A 15880-nucleotide genomic window follows, 5' to 3' on the forward strand; every position below is an offset into this window, starting at 1 on the left:
GGCGGGGCCGTCGGTCACGACGTGCCAGCTTACCGGGACAGTTACCCGGCGATGACCAGTGCCGTGGCGATCGCGGCCAGACCTTCGCCGCGCCCGGTCAGGCCCAGGCCGTCGGTCGTGGTCGCCGACACCGACACCGGTGCATCGAGCAGCCCCGAGAGCAGTTGCTCCGCCTCGGCACGGCGGGGACCGATCTTGGGTCGATTGCCGATCACCTGCACCGCGGCGTTGCCGACCCGATAGCCATTGGTGGTGAGCAGGCCGTGGACGTGGCGGAGCATGTCGGCTCCGCTCACGCCACGCCACTGCGGTTGATCCGTACCGAAGACGCCGCCGATGTCGCCCAGCCCGGCTGCGGACAGCAGGGCGTCACAGAGGGCGTGCGCGGCGACGTCTCCGTCGGAATGACCGGCGCAACCGTTCGCGCCGTCGAACAACAAACAGAGCAGCCAACACGGCCGACCGTCCTGGATCGGGTGGACATCCGTGCCCAGCCCGATGCGGGGAAGCACGGTCAGGACGCGGCAGCCAGAACTTCGTCGAGAATGGTGGAGGCCTTGGCGTCGTCGGTGTTCTCGGCCAGCGCGAGTTCTCCGACGAGGATCTGCCGGGCCTTGGCGAGCATCCGCTTCTCGCCGGCGGACAGACCGCGCTCTTGATCCCGGCGCCACAGGTCGCGAACGACCTCGGCCACCTTGTTCACATCACCGGAAGCCAGCTTCTCGAGATTGGCCTTGTAGCGGCGCGACCAGTTGGTCGGCTCCTCGGTGTGGGGTGCCCGCAGCACCTGGAAGACCTTGTCGAGGCCCTCCTGTCCGACCACGTCACGGACGCCGACGTATTCGGCATTGTCAGCAGGCACCCGAACGGTGAGATCGCCCTGCGCAACCTTGAGGACGAGGTATTCCTTCTGCTCGCCTTTAATGGTCCGGGTTTCGATCGCCTCGATCAACGCAGCACCGTGGTGTGGATAGACGACGGTGTCTCCGACCTTGAAAATCATCAGTTTCGAGCCCCTTTCACCCCACGATCTTAACATGCGCGGGAACCGGGCGCGGATCAACGATGCAGGTCAGGGGCACAGTGGGCCGACAATGGGGGTTGACACACCGCGTTAATCGTGCAATGCGGGCACTGCTTCGGCCCTGCGCTACCGCGCCGGATCGTCACCTACTACTCTGCATAGTCGAACCACAGCAACCGGCACGAGAGTCGCCTAGCCGGCCGAGCAGGAGGCCTTTCGACAGTGATCCAGATGACACGCCGCACCCGTTTCGCCGGCCGGTCCATCGCTGCGTTGGCGGCGTCGGGTGTGGCGCTGACGGCCGCGCTGACCGGCTGCAGCGCCGGACAGGTCTCGCAGACCGCGACCCAGGAACCGGCGATCAACGGAGTCAACGGCAACCTGGGCGATCTGGCCCTGCGCAACGTGCACATCTTCGCCACCCAGAGCGGCGCGCAGATCCAGCCCGGCCGCGACGTGGATCTCGTCTTCGTCGTGACCAACCAGTCCGCCGACACCCCCGACAAGCTGGTGTCGGTCACCTCCGACGTCGGCCGCGTGCAGCTGACCGGCAGCCGGGACATCCCGATCGGCGGCAGCCTGGTGGTCGGCACCCCCGACGGTCAGCCCACCCCGCTGGAGGCGGTGGAACCCGCCGACAGCGCCGACGCGACCGTCTCGCTCAGCAAGCCCATCGCCAACGGGCTGACCTACGACTTCGTCTTCGAGTTCGAGCGTGCGGGCGAGGCCAAGCTGTCGGTGCCGGTCTCGGCCGGTGAGGCCCCGCGCCGGGACTCCCTGGGTGACTCCGGCGGCGGCAGCCACTCCGGCGGTCACTGAGCAAAGGCCCGCGCCTTCGGCGTTCTGTCGGTGCCGGCGGTTACGGTCAGCAGGTGGTCAGGGCCAATTCGAAAGTTCGTTCCCAATATCGCTGTTCCGAGTGTCACCACGTCACGCCCAAGTGGGTGGGCCGGTGCTCCGAATGCGGCACCTGGGGCACGGTCGACGAAGTCGCGCTGATCGCGGTCGGGGGCTCGGCGACTCGCCGCGCGGTCGCACCGACCTCGCCTGCGGTGCCGATCAGCTCCATCGACCCGGGCCGCACACGCCACTTCCCCACCGGCATCAGCGAGCTCGACCGGGTGCTCGGCGGCGGCGTGGTGCCGGGTTCGGTGACGCTGCTGGCCGGCGACCCCGGCGTCGGCAAGTCGACTTTGCTGCTCGAGGTCGCCCATCGCTGGGCGTCGTCGGGCCGGCGTGCGCTGTACCTCTCGGGTGAGGAGTCCGCGGGCCAGATCCGGTTGCGCGCCGAACGCACCGGCTGCACTCACGACGAGGTGTTCCTGGCCGCGGAGGCTGACCTGCAGACCGCACTCGGCCACATCGACGCCGTGCGGCCGTCGCTGGTGGTGGTCGACTCGGTGCAGACGCTGTCGACCACCGAGGCCGACGGCGTCACCGGAGGGGTCACCCAGGTTCGGGCGGTCACCACGGCGCTGACGATGACCGCCAAGACCACCGGCGTGGCGATGCTGCTGGTCGGCCACGTCACCAAGGACGGTGCGATCGCCGGGCCGCGCTCGCTGGAACATCTCGTCGACGTGGTGCTGCACTTCGAGGGTGACCGCGCGTCGGCGCTGCGGATGGTGCGCGGCGTCAAGAACCGATTCGGCGCCGCCGACGAAGTGGGCTGTTTCCTGTTGCACGACAACGGTATCGAGTGTGTGTCGGATCCGTCGGGACTGTTCCTGGACCAGCGTCCCAAAGCGGTGTCGGGTACCGCGGTGACCGTCACCCTCGACGGTAAGCGCCCGATGATCGGCGAGGTGCAGGCCCTGATCGGGGCGCCCGCGACCGGCACCCCGCGCCGCGCGGTCAGCGGTATCGACTCCTCGCGCGCGGCGATGATCACCGCGGTGCTCGAGAAGCGCGCCCGGTTGCCGGTGGGCAGCAACGACATCTACCTGTCCACGGTCGGCGGGATGCGGCTGACCGACTCGTCGTCGGACCTCGCGGTGGCGTTGTCGATCGCCTCGGCCTACATCGACCTGCCGCTGCCGGCCACCGCGATCGCGATCGGCGAGGTCGGCCTGGCCGGGGACCTGCGCCGCGTCACTGGCATGGACCGTCGGCTGGCCGAGGCCGCGCGGCTGGGCTTCACCACCGCGATCGTGCCGGCCGGGGTGGTCGACGCACCGGCCGGCCTGCGCGTGATCTGCGCCGACGACATCGTCTCGGCATTGCAGGTACTGCGCCGGATCGGCGACAATGGCGCGACCTGAGGGGGTGAACATGGCCGTGAAGTCGTCGACCAGTCGCAACGCGCGCACGGTCGTGCCGATGACCCGGCCCACCCTGCGCGAGACCATCGCCCGGCTGGCCCCGGGCACCGCGCTGCGCGACGGGCTGGAACGCATCCTGCGGGGCCGTACGGGCGCGCTGATCGTGATCGGCTACGACGACAGCGTCGAGGCCATCTGCGACGGCGGATTCGAACTCGACGTGCGCTACGCCCCCACCCGGTTGCGGGAGCTGTCCAAGATGGACGGCGCGGTCGTGCTCAGCAGCGACGGCAGCCGGATCCTGCGGGCCAACGTGCAACTGGTGCCCGACCCGTCGATACCCACCGAGGAGTCCGGTACCCGGCACCGCTCGGCAGAGCGCACCGCGATCCAGACCGGCTATCCGGTGATCTCGGTGAGCCACTCGATGAGCATCGTGACCGTCTACGTCGCCGGTGAGCGCCACGTGGTGCCGGACTCCGCAACCATCCTGTCGCGCGCCAACCAGACCATCGCCACACTGGAGCGCTACAAGATGCGCCTCGACGAGGTCAGCCGGCAGCTCTCCACGGCCGAGATCGAGGACTTCGTGACGCTGCGCGACGTGATGACCGTGGTGCAGCGCCTGGAGATGGTGCGCCGGATCAGCCTCGAGATCGACGCCCACGTGGTGGAGCTGGGCACCGACGGCCGTCAGCTCAAGCTGCAACTCGACGAACTGGTGGGCGACAACGACACCGCCCGCGAACTGATCGTGCGGGACTACCACGCCAACCCGGACCCGCCGACCGCCGCGCAGGTCTCCACCACCCTGGAGGAGCTCGACACGCTGTCGGACAACGAGCTGCTCGACTTCACCGCGCTGGCAAGGGTTTTCGGGTATCCGTCGACGGCGGAGGCGCAGGATTCGGCGATGAGCTCGCGCGGCTACCGCGCCATGGCCGGCATCCCGCGGCTGCAGTTCGCCCACGTCGACCTGCTGGTGCGCAACTTCGGCTCACTGCAGGGTCTGCTGGCGGCCAGCGCGTCGGACCTGCAGTCCGTCGACGGCATCGGCTCGATGTGGGCGCGCCACATCCGGGAGGGCCTGTCGCAGCTGGCCGAGTCGACGATCGCCGATCGGCTGGCTTAACCCGCCGGCGGCGGCGCCGGCAGGTGCGGCACGCCCTCGGCGGGCGGCGGCGGCACCTGTGCGGTCGGGGCGAGGATGAACGGCACCGTGGCCGATCTCAGATTGCCCAGCTGGACGACGAGGTTGTAGGTGCCCGGACCGATCGGTTGCCGCGGCAGCGGGCAGTTGGGCGCCGAACCCATGCCCGTCCACGTCACCTCGGTGGTGACCTGTTCGCCGGGCTGGAACGTCTTGATCAGTGTCTCGTTGGACGGTGCGCAGTCCAGGTTGCTCCACAGGCGCTGGTTGTCCAGCGAGTACACGTAGGCGGCGAGCACCGCGGCGCCGACGTCGCGCTGGCAGGCGACCAGACCGATGTTGGTGACGACCATCGTGAACTTGGGCTGGTCGCCGACGACGTACTGCGGTTCGTTGGTGATGCCCTTGACCGCCAGCGTCGAATCCGGGCAGTCGTCACCCTCCCGCAGGATCGGCGGGGGGACGACGGCGGCGGTCGGAGTCGGGGTGGGCGGCGGGGCGTCCTGGGCCGGCGGCTGGATCGGCGACTTGACCTCGGGGTCCTGACCGGGCAGAGGCGGTGGCGCGTCGGCGACCGTCTCGGCGGACGACTCGTTGGCGGTGGGTTGCTCGTCGCTGGTGCTGTTGGACACCACGACCGCGATCACGGCGGCGATGATCGCGATGACCAGCACCGCGATGCCGAGCGCCAGCGCCCGGCGTCGCCAGTAGATCTGGGTGGGCAGCGGGCCCTGCGGTTCTAGATCCAGCACGTAACCACGGTAAGCCCAGGTCATCCCGTGTCGGTCGAGGCGTGTCGGCGTGTCGCCGCCGAGGTCAGCTCTCGCCGATGTCGCCGATGTGATCGCGCAGTGCGATCTGCCCGTCGGACAGGTGGTAGGTGACCCCGGCGATGGCCAGGGTGCCGGCCTTGACCGCGTCGTCGATCGTGGTCGACCGGTTCAGCAGCTGCTGGCCGGTCTCGATGACGTGGCGCGCCTCGAACTCGTCGACGCGGGCGAGACCGTCGCGGCGGCCCAGCAGGATCGAGGGCATGACCCGCTCGACGACGTCACGCACATAGCCGCCGGGCACCTCGCCCTCGTCCAGCGCCGCCAGCGCGGCCTTGACCGCGCCGCAGCTGTCGTGGCCGAGCACCACGATCAGTGGCACCTCGAGGATCGCCACGGCGTACTCGATCGAGCCCAGCACCGCGGAGTCGATCACGTGGCCGGCCGTGCGCACCACGAACATGTCGCCGAGGCCCTGGTCGAAGAGCAGTTCTGCGGCCACGCGGCTGTCGCCGCAGCCGAATACGACCGCCGTCGGCTTCTGCGAGGCGGCCAGGCTGGCCCGGTGCTCGACGCTCTGGCTGGGGTGCATGGCCTTGCCCGCGACGAAGCGCTCGTTACCCTCTTTGAGTGCTTTCCAGGCGGTCAATGGGCTGGTGTTCGGCATGGCCGTCATTGTGCACCAGGAAACGCCGATGATCGATCCCATTGAGCTGCTTGCCTGGTACGACCGCGAACAACGGGACCTGCCGTGGCGGCAGCCGGGGGTGTCGGCGTGGCAGATCCTGGTCAGCGAGTTCATGCTGCAGCAGACGCCGGTGGCCCGCGTCGAGCCGATCTGGCGGGACTGGGTGGCGCGCTGGCCCACCCCGTCGGCGACCGCGTCCGCCGGTCCGGCCGAGGTGCTGCGGGCCTGGGGGAAGCTCGGCTACCCGCGGCGGGCCAAGCGGCTGCATGAGTGCGCCACGGTGATCGCCACCGAGCACGCCGACGTGGTCCCCGCCGACGTCGACACCCTGCTGGCATTGCCGGGCATCGGGACCTACACCGCACGCGCGGTGGCGTGCTTCGCCTACCGGCAACGGGTTCCGGTGGTCGACACCAACGTGCGGCGGGTCGTGGCCCGCGTGGTGCACGGGCGGGCCGACGCGGCGGCGGCCTCGGTGCGCGACCTCGACGACGTCGAGGCGCTGCTGCCCGACGACGCGACGGCACCGGTGTTCTCGGTGGCGCTGATGGAGTTGGGCGCGACGGTGTGCACCGCACGTTCGCCTCGCTGCGGCGTGTGCCCGCTGAGTGAATGCTCTTGGCGCGCAGCGGGTTTCCCGGCGTCGACCGGACCTGCCAAACGCGTGCAGCGGTACGCGGGCACCGACCGGCAGGCCCGGGGGCGACTGCTCGACGTGCTGCGCGCCAGCACCTCCCCGGTCACCCGCGCCCAGTTGGACGTGGCCTGGACCGTCGACACCGCGCAGCGGGACCGCGCGTTGGACTCGCTACTGGTCGACGGCCTCGTGGAACAGACCCCGGCCGGACTGTTCGCCCTGTGCGGGGAGGGCGAGGCTCACGCCGATTCGGCGCACTCGGCTTCGGCGGTGACCGCGGTGAAGCGCCTGCGATAGTCCGACGGCGTGACGCCGACGATGCGCCGGAAGTGGTGGCGCAGCAGCGTGGCGCTGCCGAATCCGCTCTGGTCGGCGATGCGGTCGATGTCCAGCGTCGTCTCCTCGAGCAGACGGCGCGCGAACAGCACGCGCTGATCGGTGACCCACTGCATCGGTGTGCGGCCGGTCTCCTCGACGAAGCGGCGCGCGAAGGTCCGCCCCGACATGTGGGCGCGGCGGGCCAGCGTGTTCACCGTGTGCGGCTTGTCGAGGTTGGCCAGGATCCAGTCCAGGTGCGGGGCGAAGCGATCCGAACCGCGCACCGGGATGGGTTGGTCGATGTACTGGCGCTGACCGCCGTCGCGCTGCGGCGGCACCACCATGCGGCGGGCGATCTTGTTGGTGACCGCGCTGCCCAGTTCGCGGCGCACCAGATGCAGGCACGCGTCGATGCCTGCGGCCGTGCCGGCGCTGGTGATCAGGTTGCCGTCGTCGACGAACAGCACGTTGCGGTCCACCACCGCGGTCGGGTAGCGCCGCTGCAGCTCCTCGGCGTGCATCCAGTGCGTGGTGCAGGGCCGGCCGTCGAGCAACCCCGCGGCGCCGGCCACGAACGCCCCGGAGCACACCGTCAGGATGATCGAACCCGACGCCGCCGCCTGGCGGACCGCCTCGAGCGCGGCGGGCAGGTATTCGGCGGAACCGATCGCCGGTATCGCGACCAGATCCACTCCGGCAAGACCGTCGAGTCCGCATTCGGGGGTCAGCGTCGCGCCGACACTCGTGCGCACCGGGACACCGGCCTGCGGGCCACACACCTTGAAGTCGAAGTTCGGGACGTCGTCGGCGGACCGGTCGATGCCGAACACCTCGCAGATGACCCCGAACTCGAACATCGCAACGTCGTCGAGCACCAGGGCCGAGACCGATCGCAGTGTCATGGCCGAATTTTATTCGGGATGCCCGGTGCGGCCAATCGATTTACGCGGTCGCGAGGAAGGCCTCGACCGCCTCCCGATATCGGTCCGGCGCGTCGTCGTGGATCAGGTGTCCGGCGTTGGCGATCCGCAGGTAGGTGGCCCGGCCGGCAGACTGCTCGGCCATCGCCCGCATCTGGTCCGGCGGTGCGACGGTGTTGGCCGCTTCCAGCAGCAACGCCGGCGCGCGCACCGCCTGCCACTGCGTCCAGTAGTCGCGCTCGCCCCACTGTGCGGCGATCTCGATCCACCTGTCCGGTTCCCCGTGCAGCCGCCAGCCCGTCGGAGTGCGGTCGAACGCCTCCAGGAAGTACTGGCCGGCGACCGGGCCGAACTCGGCGAAAACCTCATCGGCTGAAGCGAACTCGACCGGCAGCGCGTGCAGCCAGGGTTCCCACGGCCCGGTGGTGCGGCCACGGAAGTCCGGCGCCATGTCCTCGACGACCAGCGCGGCGACCAGCTCCGGATGCGCCGCGGCCAGACACCACGAGTGCAGCGCCCCCATCGAGTGACCGACCATGACCGCCGGCTCCCCCAGCGGCGCCACGGCGTCGCGCAGGTCCTCGACGAAACGTTCGGTGCTGATGGGGTACGGGTCGTGGACCTCCCGGCCGCGATGCCACGGGGCGTCGTAGGTGAACACCCGTCCCAGTCGGGTCAGCCACGGCAGCTGGCGCGACCAGGTGGAGCCGCGCCCCATCAGCCCGTGCACCAGCACCAGCGGCCGGCCCGCACCGCCGCGCGCGGTCAGCAGATCCATAGGGTCATCATGCCGACGATCGCGTCCGCGGCACGCGGTAGCCTGAACGACATGGCTGTGGTCAAGATCAATGCAATCGAGGTCCCGCCCAACGCCGGCCCCGAACTGGAGAAGCGCTTCGCCAACCGAGCCCATGCCGTCGACAACCAGCCGGGCTTTCTGGGCTTCCAGTTGCTGCGGCCCGTCAAGGGTGAGAACCGCTACTTCGTGGTGACGCAGTGGGAGTCCGACGAGGCCTTCCAGGCCTGGGCCAACGGGCCCGCCGTCGAAGCCCACGCCGGCGAGCGCAAGAACCCCGTGGCCACCGGTGCCTCCCTCCTGGAGTTCGAGGTCGTGCTCGACGTTGCCAGGACCGACACCGCGTCCTGACGCAGGGGCGCGGCGCCGCGCGGCCGTGGTGACGGTCGCGCTGTCGCTCGTCGCGGCCCTCGTCGGCGGTTGCGCCGCCACCCGTCCCGCGCCGGCCGAAGCGGCCTACGGCGTCCCCATCGCGATCAACACCCCGCAGGGACTGCGCGCCAAGCAGACGATGGACATGCTCAACAGCGACTGGCCCATCGGCGAGAACGGCATCCGGACGCTGGCCGCCCCGGAGCTCGTCGAGCACGTCGGGGTCACGCTGGACCGCATGTGGTGGGACCGCCCGTTCACCGTCACCGACGTCGACGTCGGCGCCGGAAACGCCACCCTGCACGTCACCACGTCCTACGGGGTCGGCCAGGTCATCGAGCTCCGCACCGACGACGCGTCGATGGTCGACCGATTCGCGGTGACGCTGGTCGAGCCGGAGATCCGGCAGTTCTCCGACGTCGACGCCGCGCTCACCTCTTCCGGAGCGCGCTACTCCTACCAGGTGGCCAAGGTCGTCGACGGGCGCTGCGAGAAGGTCGCCGGCACCAACACCGAGTTGTCGCTGCCGCTGGCATCGATCTTCAAGCTCTACGTGCTGCTCGCGGTCGCCGAGGCCGTCGAGAGCGGGACCGTGCGGTGGGACGACACCCTGACGATCACCGCACAGGCCAAGGCCGTGGGTTCCTCCGGCTTCGACAAGCTGCCCCCGGGCGCGACGGTCTCGGTACGCGACGCCGCCCAGCAGATGATCTCGGCCAGCGACAACATGGCCACCGACCTGCTGATCGAGCGCCTCGGACCCGGCGCGGTCGAGCGCGCCCTGGTCACCGCGGGGCACCACGACCCGGCCAGCATGACGCCGTTCCCGACGATGCACGAGCTGTTCTCCGTCGGCTGGGGACGCCCGGACGTGCGCGAACAGTGGAAAGAGGCGTCTCCGCAGAAACGCGCCCAGTTGCTGCAGCAGGTCAAGTCGCGGCCGTACGAACCCGACCCCGAACGCGCACACGAGCCGGCGTCGGCCATCGGCGCCGAGTGGTACGGCAGCGCCGCCGACATCTGCCGGTTACACGCCGCCCTGCAGGAATCCGCGGTCGGCGAGGCCGCTCCGGTCCGCGACATCCTCTCCGCGATCCCCGGCATCGACCTGGACCGCCAGACCTGGCCCTACATCGGTGCCAAGGCCGGCAATCTGCCGGGCGACCTGACCTTCAGCTGGTACGCCGTGGACCGCACCGGGCAGCCCTGGGTGCTCAGCATGCAATCGAACTGGCCGAAGTACCGCAGCCAGACCGCGGCGGCGTGGCTGTTGTCGATGGCCGAGCAGATGTTCGGTCTCGTCGCCCCCTGACCCCCGACCCGGGGGTACGCTCCACCTGCTGCGGTGTACGGGAACCCGGTGTGAATCCGGGGCGGCCCTCGCCACTGTGAACGGGAAGTCGGTGCCCTCCATGCCACTGCCCGCGCGTCTCGCGTGGGTGGGAAGGCGGGTACCGGCGTTTCGGCCCACCTCGGGTGTGCCGGTGGATCCGTGAGCCAGGAGACCGGCCGCGGCACCGACACACGATGCCCACGAGGTGCTGGGCAGAAAGGCGCAGCAGTAACAATGCACATCGCAGAAGGCTTTCTTCCGCCGGCGCACGCGCTGGCCTGGACCGTGGCGGCGGCACCGTTCGTCGTCTACGGAGCCAGGCAGGTCGTCGTCACCGTCAAACGCCATCCGTCCTCGGGTCCGCTGCTCGCGGCGGTCGGCGCGTTCTCGTTCGTCATGTCGGCGATCAAGCTGCCGTCGGTGACCGGATCGAGTTCGCACCCGACCGGCACCGGCCTGGGCACCGCGATCTTCCGGCCCCCGGTGATGGCGTTCCTCGGCACGATCGTCCTGCTCTTCCAGGCTCTGCTGCTGGCCCACGGCGGCATCACCACGCTCGGCGCGAACGCGTTCTCGATGGCGATCGCAGGGCCGTGGGCCGGGTTCGCGGTGTTCTTCGCGCTGCGCCGCGCCGGGGTGGGTGTGCTGCCCGCGGTGTTCGCGCTGGCATTCGTCGCCGACCTGGTCACCTACCTCGTCACCAGCATCCAGCTGGCACTGGCGTTCCCGGCCGCCGAGGGCGGTGTCGGGGAGAGCCTGGTGGAGTTCCTCGGCGTCTTCGCGTTGACCCAGGTGCCGCTCGCGATCGTCGAGGGGCTGATCACCGTGGTGGTGGTGCGTGTGTTGATGCAGGTGGCGTCCTCTGAACTGCTGAACCTCGGCTTTCTGAAGGGCGCCGAGGTTCCGGCCGGCGCCGAACCGACCGACCGCACGGAGGTCGGCAAATGAGCGCCCGCACCGACAGGTCCGCGCGCAGCGGGTCGATCCTGGTCCTGACCGCCGTGCTGCTGTTCCTCGCAGCCGCCGTCGCGGTCGGCTCACTGTTCTACGGCTACTCCCGCGACGCCGAAGCCGAGTTCGGCGGCGCCGACGGGCAGGCCGAAGAGGTGATCACGGTCATCCAGGAGGACTACGAACCCTGGTTCTCCCCGCTGGTCGGAGAGCTGCCCGGCGAGGTCGAGTCCGGGTTGTTCGCGTTGCAGGCCGGGGTCGGCGGCATCGTCCTGGGCAGCGCGATCGGCTGGTACGCCGGTCGTCGCCGTGGCCGCAGCGAGGCGCAGAGCGGGGGGTGAACCCGCTCGATCTCAGCGCGGCCCGCAACCGCTGGTCGGGGCACCCGGCTGCCGAGAAGTTGTTCCTCTACGGCGGGCTGCTGCTGTGCGCGATGCTGCTGCCGCCGCGGACCGGGGCACCGTTGATCCTCGTCGCGGTCGCGGTGGCCACGCTCGCGCTGGCGCGGGTTCCGGTCCGCACCTTCACACTCGCGCTGGCCGGGCCCATGGTGTTCATCGCGCTGGGCTCCGTGCCGATCGCGGTCAGCCTGCGCGGCGGACCGCACCTGGAGCCCGGCGGTGTCGATCTCGCGATCGACACAGCGCTGCGTGCGATCGCCGCGTCGGCGGCCACCATCGGTCTGGCGATGACGACGTTGATGGCCGATCTGCTGGATCTGGCGCGCCGCGCCGGGGTCCCGGCGGCGCTGTGTCATGTCATCGACCTGACCTACCGGCAGGTGGGAATCCTGCTGCGCTCCGCCCGGATGGCGCGCGACGCGGTGGCGCTGCGTCTGGGGCTGCGCCGGCCGCGCGATGCGATCGCGGTCATCGGCGCCCAGTTCGCGCTGATCTTCGTCCGCGGCACCGACCGCGCCCGCGCGATGTCCGAGGCGATGTCACTGCGCGCCGAACCGGGGATGACCGCGGTGCTCACCGCGGACCACCCGGTGCGTCGGGTGCGTCTCGCCGTGATCGCGGCAATGCTCGGCGGTCTCGCCGCGACCGCGGTCCTGAGCTCGAGGATGTGGACCGGTGGGTGACGACCGGTCCGGCGCACTGGAGTTGCGCGACGTCGGTTTCGGGTACCCGCGGGGCCCGCGGATCCTCGACGGGGTCGACCTGGCGCTGCGGCCCGGTCAGCGGATCGCGCTGCTGGGCGCCAACGGATCGGGCAAGACCACCCTGCTGCGCATCCTGGTGGGTCTGCTCAGGCCGACGACCGGTTCGGTGATGCTGGACGGCACCGCGGTCGACGGGTCGCGGGCCGCGCGCACGCGTCTACGCAGCCGGATGCAGATGGTGCTGCAGGAACCCGACGACCAGATCGTCGGTGCCACCGTGCGCGCCGACGTGTCGTTCGGGCCGATGAACATGGGCCTGGACAGAGCCGAGGTGCTCGAGCGCGTCGACACCGCGATGACCGCACTGGGAGTGGCCGACCTCGCCGACCACACGCCCACCCATCTGTCGTTCGGGCAGCGCAAACGGGTGGCGATTGCCGGAGCGGTGGCGATGCGACCCGGCGTGCTGCTGCTCGACGAGGCCACCGCCGGTCTGGATCCGCGCGCTGTGGACGATCTGTTGCAGACGCTGACCACGCTGTCCGACACCGGGACGGCCGTGGTCTTGGCCACCCACGACGTCGACGTCGCCTGGGCCTGGTCGCAGGAGTCGTTGGTGCTGCACGACGCGATGCTGCGCCGCGGCAAGACCCACGAGGTGTTGACCGACGACGCGCTGCTCGCCGAGGCACGCCTGGTGACGCCCTGGGGCGCAGCGGTGTCGCGCCGGCTCAACCGGCTCGTGCTGCGCCCCGGGGACGTCTGACGTCTACTCCGCCGCGCTGGGCGCGCCGGCCGCTCCGGCCTGCGCCAGATCCGGCTCGGCGGCCGCCGCCTGCTTGCGGCTGCTCGAGAACGTGAACTTGGCGTCCTCGCCCGCGCTCTCGCCGTCCCAGCCTTCGACGTCGACCGTGACGAGCTGACCGGGTCCGATCTCCTCGAAGAGGATCTTCTCCGACAGCTGGTCCTCGATCTCGCGCTGGATGGTGCGGCGCAGCGGCCGCGCCCCGAGCACCGGATCGAAGCCGCGCTTGGCCAGCAGTGCCTTGGCCTTGTCGGTCAGCTCGATGGCCATGTCCTTGGCCTTGAGCTGGTTGGCGACTCGGCCGATCATCAGGTCGACCATCTTGATGATCTCGTCCTGCGTCAGCTGGTGGAACACGATGATGTCGTCGATACGGTTGAGGAACTCCGGACGGAAGTGCTTCTTCAGTTCGTCGTGAACCTTCTGCTTCATCCGCTCGTAGTTGTTCTCGCCGCCGCCCTGGGTGAAGCCCAGACCAACCGCCTTGCTGATGTCGCTCGTACCGAGGTTCGAGGTGAAGATCAGCACCGTGTTCTTGAAGTCGACCGTGCGGCCCTGACCGTCGGTCAGACGGCCGTCCTCGAGCACCTGCAGGAGGCTGTTGTAGATCTCCTGGTGGGCCTTCTCGATCTCGTCGAACAGCACCACGCTGAACGGCTTGCGGCGCACCTTCTCGGTGAGCTGCCCGCCCTCTTCGTAACCGACGTACCCCGGAGGGGCACCGAACAGCCGCGACGCGGTGAAACGGTCGTGGAACTCGCCCATGTCGATCTGGATGAGCGCGTCGTCCTCGCCGAACAGGAAGTTGGCCAGCGCCTTGGACAGCTCGGTCTTACCCACACCGGACGGGCCGGCGAAGATGAACGAACCGGACGGGCGCTTCGGATCCTTCAGACCCGCACGGGTACGGCGGATCGCCTTCGAGACGGCCTTGACGGCGTCCTCCTGGCCGATGATCCGCTTGTGCAGCTCCTCCTCCATGCGCAGCAGCCGGGTGGTCTCCTCCTCGGTCAGCTTGAACACCGGGATGCCGGTCCAGTTGCCCAGCACCTCGGCGATCTGCTCGTCGTCGACCTCGGCGACCACGTCGAGATCACCGGAGCGCCACTGCTTCTCCCGCTCGGCGCGCTGAGCGACCAGCTGCTTCTCCTGGTCACGCAACCGCGCGGCCTTCTCGAAGTCCTGCGCATCGATCGCGGACTCCTTCTCCCGGCGCGCGTCGGCGATCTTCTCGTCGAACTCACGAAGGTCCGGCGGCGCGGTCATCCGGCGGATCCGCATCCGGGCGCCGGCCTCGTCGATCAGGTCGATCGCCTTGTCCGGCAGGAACCGGTCGTTGATGTAGCGGTCGGCCAGCGTCGCGGCGGCCACCAACGCGCTGTCGGTGATCGACACGCGGTGGTGTGCCTCGTAGCGGTCGCGCAGACCCTTGAGGATCTCGATCGTGTGCTCGACCGTCGGCTCGCCCACCTGGACGGGCTGGAACCGGCGCTCCAGCGCGGCGTCCTTCTCGATGTACTTGCGGTACTCGTCGAGGGTGGTGGCGCCGATGGTCTGCAGCTCACCACGGGCCAGCTTCGGCTTGAGGATGCTCGCGGCGTCGATCGCGCCCTCGGCGGCACCGGCACCGACGAGGGTGTGCAGCTCGTCGATGAACAGGATGATGTCGCCGCGGGTGTTGATCTCCTTGAGCACCTTCTTCAGGCGTTCCTCGAAGTCACCGCGGTAGCGGCTGCCCGCGACCAGTGAACCCAGGTCCAGCGTGTAGAGCTGCTTGTCCTTCAGCGTCTCGGGCACCTCGCCGGCGACGATGGCCTGCGCCAGGCCCTCGACGACGGCGGTCTTGCCGACGCCGGGCTCGCCGATGAGCACCGGGTTGTTCTTGGTGCGGCGGCTCAGCACCTGCATGACCCGCTCGATTTCCTTCTCGCGGCCGATGACCGGGTCGAGCTTGCCCTCCATCGCCGCGGCGGTCAGGTTGCGGCCGAACTGGTCGAGCACCAGCGAGGTGGACGGGTTGCCCGCCTCGCCGCCGCGGCCGCCGGTGCCGGCCTCGGCGGTCTCCTTGCCCTGGTAGCCGCTCAGCAGCTGGATGACCTGCTGGCGCACCCGGGTGAGCTCGGCGCCGAGCTTGACGAGCACCTGGGCCGCCACACCCTCACCCTCGCGGATGAGTCCGAGCAGGATGTGCTCGGTGCCGATGTAGTTGTGGCCGAGCTGCAGCGCCTCGCGCAGGCTCAGCTCGAGGACCTTCTTGGCTCGCGGCGTGAAGGGGATGTGCCCGGACGGCGCCTGCTGGCCCTGGCCGATGATCTCCTCGACCTGGCTGCGCACACCCTCCAACGAGATGCCCAGCGACTCGAGTGACTTGGCGGCTACGCCCTCACCTTCATGGATGAGGCCCAGCAGGATGTGCTCGGTGCCGATGTAGTTGTGGTTGAGCATCCGGGCTTCTTCTTGAGCCAGGACGACAACCCGACGTGCTCGGTCGGTGAATCGTTCGAACATCCGTGGTTACCTGCTTCCATCGCATAGGTAGTGCAGCGCTTCGCGGAGCACTTCGCACCTGCCGTCCACTGTAGTGGGCGGCAGCGCTGAGCGTCCCGCCTGCCGGTCCGTTGAAGGGACGACAGAGTTCTGTAATCCGATCCCGCAACGGTGCTGTCAGGACAACGCAGGACGTCAGGGATTCGTTTCCCGCGCGCGGGCGGATGGCATTCGCCGATAGCGAACCGGAAGCGAGGTCAGGT

Annotated in this window: 17 protein-coding genes and 1 riboswitch; of the genes, 10 read left to right on the forward strand and 7 right to left on the reverse strand. The window is 69.6% G+C overall.

What is annotated here, in order from left to right:
- Positions 1 to 41: 41 nt before the first annotated feature.
- Together ispF and carD are read right to left on the reverse strand one after the other, a co-directional pair.
- The gene (gene ispF / locus ACAG25_RS12210) at positions 42 to 518 is read right to left on the reverse strand and encodes a 2-C-methyl-D-erythritol 2,4-cyclodiphosphate synthase (RefSeq protein ID WP_370488757.1); all 477 of its coding nucleotides are present in this window, start codon (positions 516 to 518) and stop codon (positions 42 to 44) included.
- On the reverse strand, positions 515 to 1003 hold the full coding sequence (carD, locus tag ACAG25_RS12215) for an RNA polymerase-binding transcription factor CarD (RefSeq protein WP_011892341.1): 489 nt from the start codon (positions 1001 to 1003) through the stop codon (positions 515 to 517). The genes ispF and carD overlap by 4 nt, the downstream gene beginning before the upstream one ends.
- Before the next feature lie 252 nt (positions 1004 to 1255).
- Between carD and ACAG25_RS12220 the strand changes: the two genes are divergently transcribed.
- The 3 genes from ACAG25_RS12220 to disA are packed head-to-tail and all read left to right on the forward strand — an operon-like array spanning position 1256 to position 4417.
- Complete coding sequence (locus ACAG25_RS12220; protein ID WP_370488702.1) at positions 1256 to 1843, forward strand: hypothetical protein; 588 nt, start codon at positions 1256 to 1258, stop codon at positions 1841 to 1843.
- Between the two features lie 53 nt (positions 1844 to 1896).
- Positions 1897 to 3285, forward strand: a complete 1389-nt coding sequence (gene radA, locus ACAG25_RS12225) for a DNA repair protein RadA (protein ID WP_370488703.1) — start codon at positions 1897 to 1899, stop codon at positions 3283 to 3285.
- A 10-nt stretch (positions 3286 to 3295) separates the two neighbouring features.
- Positions 3296 to 4417 (forward strand): DNA integrity scanning diadenylate cyclase DisA, encoded by a 1122-nt coding sequence (gene disA / locus ACAG25_RS12230; RefSeq protein WP_370488704.1) that lies wholly within the window; start codon positions 3296 to 3298, stop codon positions 4415 to 4417.
- On the opposite strand, the gene ACAG25_RS12235 is transcribed toward disA, so the two are convergent.
- Together ACAG25_RS12235 and ACAG25_RS12240 are read right to left on the reverse strand one after the other, a co-directional pair.
- On the reverse strand, positions 4414 to 5187 hold the full coding sequence (locus tag ACAG25_RS12235) for a hypothetical protein (RefSeq protein ID WP_370488705.1): 774 nt from the start codon (positions 5185 to 5187) through the stop codon (positions 4414 to 4416). The genes disA and ACAG25_RS12235 overlap by 4 nt on opposite strands.
- A 64-nt stretch (positions 5188 to 5251) precedes the next feature.
- Positions 5252 to 5872, reverse strand: a complete 621-nt coding sequence (locus ACAG25_RS12240) for a carbonic anhydrase (protein WP_370488706.1) — start codon at positions 5870 to 5872, stop codon at positions 5252 to 5254.
- Between ACAG25_RS12240 and ACAG25_RS12245 the strand changes: the two genes are divergently transcribed.
- Positions 5871 to 6827 (forward strand): A/G-specific adenine glycosylase, encoded by a 957-nt coding sequence (locus tag ACAG25_RS12245; RefSeq protein WP_370488707.1) that lies wholly within the window; start codon positions 5871 to 5873, stop codon positions 6825 to 6827. The two genes, ACAG25_RS12240 and ACAG25_RS12245, sit on opposite strands and share 2 nt — an antisense overlap.
- On the opposite strand, the gene ACAG25_RS12250 is transcribed toward ACAG25_RS12245, so the two are convergent.
- On the reverse strand, positions 6770 to 7750 hold the full coding sequence (locus ACAG25_RS12250) for a GlxA family transcriptional regulator (RefSeq protein ID WP_370488708.1): 981 nt from the start codon (positions 7748 to 7750) through the stop codon (positions 6770 to 6772). The genes ACAG25_RS12245 and ACAG25_RS12250 overlap by 58 nt on opposite strands.
- Positions 7751 to 7790: 40 nt before the next feature.
- The gene (locus ACAG25_RS12255; RefSeq protein ID WP_370488709.1) at positions 7791 to 8546 is read right to left on the reverse strand and encodes an alpha/beta fold hydrolase; all 756 of its coding nucleotides are present in this window, start codon (positions 8544 to 8546) and stop codon (positions 7791 to 7793) included.
- Positions 8547 to 8597: 51 nt separating this feature from the next.
- On the opposite strand from ACAG25_RS12255, the gene mhuD reads away from it, so the two are divergent.
- The 6 genes from mhuD to ACAG25_RS12285 all read left to right on the forward strand — a co-directional run bounded on the left by mhuD (position 8598) and on the right by ACAG25_RS12285 (position 13091).
- Positions 8598 to 8915, forward strand: a complete 318-nt coding sequence (mhuD, locus tag ACAG25_RS12260) for a mycobilin-forming heme oxygenase MhuD (protein ID WP_370488710.1) — start codon at positions 8598 to 8600, stop codon at positions 8913 to 8915.
- Positions 8890 to 10248, forward strand: coding sequence for a serine hydrolase (locus tag ACAG25_RS12265; protein WP_370488711.1), 1359 nt, complete (start codon positions 8890 to 8892; stop codon positions 10246 to 10248). The genes mhuD and ACAG25_RS12265 overlap by 26 nt, the downstream gene beginning before the upstream one ends.
- Positions 10249 to 10262: 14 nt before the next feature.
- A riboswitch (cobalamin riboswitch) is annotated at positions 10263 to 10465 on the forward strand.
- Positions 10466 to 10503: 38 nt separating this feature from the next.
- On the forward strand, positions 10504 to 11217 hold the full coding sequence (locus ACAG25_RS12270; RefSeq protein WP_370488712.1) for an energy-coupling factor ABC transporter permease: 714 nt from the start codon (positions 10504 to 10506) through the stop codon (positions 11215 to 11217).
- Positions 11214 to 11561 carry an energy-coupling factor ABC transporter substrate-binding protein gene (locus tag ACAG25_RS12275; RefSeq protein WP_370488713.1) on the forward strand — a complete coding sequence of 116 codons (348 nt, stop codon included), beginning with the start codon at positions 11214 to 11216 and terminating at the stop codon, positions 11559 to 11561. Before ACAG25_RS12270 ends, ACAG25_RS12275 begins: the two co-directional genes overlap by 4 nt.
- Positions 11558 to 12304 (forward strand): CbiQ family ECF transporter T component, encoded by a 747-nt coding sequence (locus tag ACAG25_RS12280; RefSeq protein WP_370488714.1) that lies wholly within the window; start codon positions 11558 to 11560, stop codon positions 12302 to 12304. The genes ACAG25_RS12275 and ACAG25_RS12280 overlap by 4 nt, the downstream gene beginning before the upstream one ends.
- Entirely contained in the window at positions 12297 to 13091 is a 795-nt protein-coding gene (locus ACAG25_RS12285; protein ID WP_370488715.1) for an energy-coupling factor ABC transporter ATP-binding protein, read from the forward strand. The genes ACAG25_RS12280 and ACAG25_RS12285 overlap by 8 nt, the downstream gene beginning before the upstream one ends.
- Positions 13092 to 13094: 3 nt before the next feature.
- Here the strand turns inward: ACAG25_RS12285 and clpC1 are convergent, their stop codons facing one another.
- Entirely contained in the window at positions 13095 to 15638 is a 2544-nt protein-coding gene (gene clpC1, locus ACAG25_RS12290) for an ATP-dependent protease ATP-binding subunit ClpC (RefSeq protein ID WP_370488716.1), read from the reverse strand.
- Between the last annotated feature and the right edge of the window lie 242 nt (positions 15639 to 15880).

It is taken from the genome of Mycobacterium sp. pV006, assembly GCF_041287115.1.
In the GTDB taxonomy this organism is placed as follows: domain Bacteria; phylum Actinomycetota; class Actinomycetes; order Mycobacteriales; family Mycobacteriaceae; genus Mycobacterium.

Coding starts and splice junctions, on each gene's coding strand:
- carD (WP_011892341.1), bottom strand. CDS start 1,003: ATGATTTTCAAGGTCGGAGACACCGTCGTCTATCCACACCACGGTGCT.
- ACAG25_RS12220 (WP_370488702.1), top strand. CDS start 1,256: ATGACACGCCGCACCCGTTTCGCCGGCCGGTCCATCGCTGCGTTGGCG.
- disA (WP_370488704.1), top strand. CDS start 3,296: ATGGCCGTGAAGTCGTCGACCAGTCGCAACGCGCGCACGGTCGTGCCG.
- ACAG25_RS12245 (WP_370488707.1), top strand. CDS start 5,871: ATGGCCGTCATTGTGCACCAGGAAACGCCGATGATCGATCCCATTGAG.
- ACAG25_RS12240 (WP_370488706.1), bottom strand. CDS start 5,872: ATGCCGAACACCAGCCCATTGACCGCCTGGAAAGCACTCAAAGAGGGT.
- ACAG25_RS12250 (WP_370488708.1), bottom strand. CDS start 7,750: ATGACACTGCGATCGGTCTCGGCCCTGGTGCTCGACGACGTTGCGATG.
- ACAG25_RS12255 (WP_370488709.1), bottom strand. CDS start 8,546: ATGGATCTGCTGACCGCGCGCGGCGGTGCGGGCCGGCCGCTGGTGCTG.
- mhuD (WP_370488710.1), top strand. CDS start 8,598: ATGGCTGTGGTCAAGATCAATGCAATCGAGGTCCCGCCCAACGCCGGC.
- ACAG25_RS12270 (WP_370488712.1), top strand. CDS start 10,504: ATGCACATCGCAGAAGGCTTTCTTCCGCCGGCGCACGCGCTGGCCTGG.
- ACAG25_RS12275 (WP_370488713.1), top strand. CDS start 11,214: ATGAGCGCCCGCACCGACAGGTCCGCGCGCAGCGGGTCGATCCTGGTC.
- clpC1 (WP_370488716.1), bottom strand. CDS start 15,638: ATGTTCGAACGATTCACCGACCGAGCACGTCGGGTTGTCGTCCTGGCT.